The sequence below is a fragment of the Methylobacterium sp. B1 genome, from assembly GCF_000333255.1.
Classification (GTDB): domain Bacteria; phylum Pseudomonadota; class Alphaproteobacteria; order Rhizobiales; family Beijerinckiaceae; genus Methylobacterium; species Methylobacterium fujisawaense.
The window spans coordinates 1-1,624 of the sequence record NZ_BACT01000502.1 but is presented as its reverse complement, the minus strand read 5'-3'; the positions used below and the strand labels follow the sequence as shown (position 1 = coordinate 1,624).

General features: G+C 72.6%; 1 protein-coding gene and 1 pseudogene. Both read left to right on the top strand.

Features of this window, described 5'->3' with window-relative positions; all coding sequences use genetic code 11:
• Positions 1–1,044 precede the first annotated feature (1,044 nt).
• A pseudogene (locus I53_RS31335) lies at positions 1,045–1,230 on the top strand (NADH-quinone oxidoreductase subunit J); the annotation flags it as partial.
• 22 nt (positions 1,231–1,252) lie between these two features.
• Positions 1,253–1,558, top strand: coding sequence for an NADH-quinone oxidoreductase subunit NuoK (gene nuoK / locus I53_RS14570; RefSeq protein ID WP_043351891.1), 306 nt, complete (start codon positions 1,253–1,255; stop codon positions 1,556–1,558).
• Positions 1,559–1,624 lie beyond the last annotated feature (66 nt).

The window sequence follows — 1,624 nt, the reverse complement described above, 5'->3', positions numbered from 1 at the left end:
GCCCGAGGGGCAGCAATGCCGCGCCCCAATCGCCTGGCCACGCGCCCCGACCGGAGGCGGTCTCGGCGAGAGTCCGCTCCAGCCGCTCAACCGAAAGTCCGGCGGCGCGCACCAGACCGGCAGTCTGAAGATTGGCTTCCCAGCGGCTGNCCAGGGTGGCGACCCGCGCTTCCAGACCGTCCAGCGCGGCAGCGATCTCGAGGTCCGGTGCGGCGTCGAGCCCTGCGCGGTTGCGCAGATCGGTCAGCGGCGCCCGGGCTGCCTCGATCCGCACCCGGAAGCGATCCGCCTCGATCCGTTGCGCGGCGAGCCGCTGCTCCGCTTCGATCAGGCTCTCCACCTCGGCGAGCCACGCCGCCATCTCGGCCGGCGGGCCGGGCACGAGGGCGGCGGGCCGCCAGGCCTCCTGCCAGGCCGCCTCGCCCGCGGCGAGCTCGGCGGCGAGGGCGGCGAGGACCTCATCGGCCTGCGTGGCCTCCGCCTCCTCGGTGGCGAGGCGCTCCAGGTCGGCGGCGTGGGCCGCGACCCGGGCCGCATCGGAGGCCCGCTCGTCGGCGACGCGGTCGGCCGACAGGAGCGCGCGCTCGAAGGCTGCGATCTCGGCGATCCCGGCCGGGCGCCCTTCCGCCAGGGCATCGCGGAGAATCGCGAAGGCGGCATCGCGGGTCGCCCGCAGCGCGTCGAGCCGCTCCCGAGTGGCGACGGGCCGGCCGGCCTCGCGCTCACGCAGCCGCGCCTGGGTGGCGGCGACCTGCCGGCGGGCGGCGTCGCGACGGTCGGCGGCCCGCTCGTGCTCGCGGGTCTTGGTCTCCAGACGCTGACGGTAACGCGCCACCGTATCGGGGGCGGGCAGAGGCGTCCGGACGAGGACGGCGAGGTCGGCCACCGGAGGCGACAGCCGCCCCGCCTGGTTGTGCAGCAGCGCCGCCTCTCGGCAAATGGCGGCGTCGAGGGTCTCGCGGGCGGCGATCCATTCGTGCAGGCGGGCGAGGGGCTTCAACGCCTCCCGCAGGGGGGTCGGATCCCGGGCCGCATCCGCCGCCCGACTACGCCTACTTCTTTCAGCTCGCCGGCCTGATCCTGCTGGTGGCGATGATCGGCGCCATCGTGCTGACGCTCCGCGACCGGCCGGGCGTGAAGCGCCAGGACATCGCGGTCCAGAACGCCCGCACCCAGGCCATGGCTGTGGAGACCCGCAAGGTCCCGTCGCGCCAGGGTGTCGAGGTCTGATGTCCGCCGGAGGTTTCGAACGATGATCGGCCTGAGCCACTACCTCACCGTCGCGGCGATCCTGTTCACGCTCGGCGTGCTCGGCATCTTCATCAACCGCAAGAACATCATCGTCATCCTGATGTCGATCGAGCTGATCCTGCTCTCGGTCAACATCAACCTCGTCGCCTTCTCGACGCAGCTCAACGACATCACCGGACAGGTCTTCGCCCTGTTCGTGCTGACCGTGGCGGCCGCCGAATCGGCGATCGGCCTCGCCATCCTCGTGGTGTTCTTCCGCAATCGCGGGTCGATCGCGGTGGAAGACGTCAGCATGATGAAGGGCTAGGGCCTTCTTCTTCGCGCGCCCCGAGTGACATCCGGACGCCGCCGCCCCGCGGTCGGCCCGGAGGAC